Annotated in this window: 1 protein-coding gene; it reads left to right on the forward strand. The window is 44.8% G+C overall.

Features of this window, described 5'->3' with window-relative positions; all coding sequences use genetic code 11:
* Window positions 1–21: 21 nt before the first annotated feature.
* The gene (nadK, locus tag R7E00_RS25185) at window positions 22–906 is read left to right on the forward strand and encodes an NAD(+) kinase (RefSeq protein WP_318124934.1); all 885 of its coding nucleotides are present in this window, start codon (window positions 22–24) and stop codon (window positions 904–906) included.
* Window positions 907–1,031: the final 125 nt, after the last annotated feature.

Consider the following 1,031-nt stretch of genomic DNA (forward strand, 5'->3'; position numbering starts at 1 on the left):
CCTCTTTAATGCGGAAATGCTATGAAAAATCCATGTAACGTGATCGCGATTATCGGAAAACCAAGAGATCAACAAGCGATTCAGACTCATAAAGAGCTTTACGAATGGCTGACCTCAGAAGGTTACAAAGTGTTTATTGACGATCGCCTTGCAGCGATTTTGGACGAGATCCCGCAAAACCACTTCGCCAGCTTAGTTGAGTTGGGCAAAAACGCAGATCTTGCGATAGTTGTCGGTGGTGATGGCAACATGCTGGGCGCAGCGAGAATTTTATCGCGTTTTGACGTGCCTGTGATTGGCGTAAACCGTGGCAATCTAGGCTTTTTAACTGATTTAAACCCAGACGATTTCCAAGCGGCACTCAAAGCCGTACTTGCAGGAGAGTACATTGAAGAAGAGCGTTTCTTACTTGAGGCAGAAGTGCATCGTCATGGTCAAATAAAAAGTCATAACGCCGCTTTAAACGAAGCCGTGCTCCATCCTGGGCAAATCGCACATATGATTGAGTTTGAGGTGTACATTGATGAAAGCTTTGCCTTCTCTTTACGCGCCGATGGGTTGATTGTCTCCACACCAACAGGCTCGACAGCATACTCACTTTCTGGTGGTGGCCCTATTCTGTCACCAAGCCTGAATGCCATTTCACTGGTGCCTATGTTCCCTCATACCTTATCTAGCCGACCGTTGGTGGTTGATGGCAAACGCAGAATCAAACTGATTGTGTCACCAGAAAATCGCGGTACACAAGGAGTAAGTTGTGATGGACAAGTGTTGCTGCCAGTTTCTCCCGGCGATGAGATCCACATTTATCAAAGCCCAAATGTACTCAAACTCATCCATCCGAAAGACTACAGCTACTATCACGTATTAAGGAACAAACTCGGTTGGTCTAGTAAGTTATTCTAGCTTTCATGAACACGAATTTAAGCCAGTTGCTGATTGCTGCTGGCTTTTTTCTTTTTTGGGATAACACGTAAAGACTTACTAATAAGGCGACGCGATATATCCTGCCGTTAAAACGAAATTTATAA

It is taken from the genome of Vibrio sp. Vb1755, assembly GCF_033338635.1.
GTDB lineage: Bacteria > Pseudomonadota > Gammaproteobacteria > Enterobacterales > Vibrionaceae > Vibrio > Vibrio alginolyticus.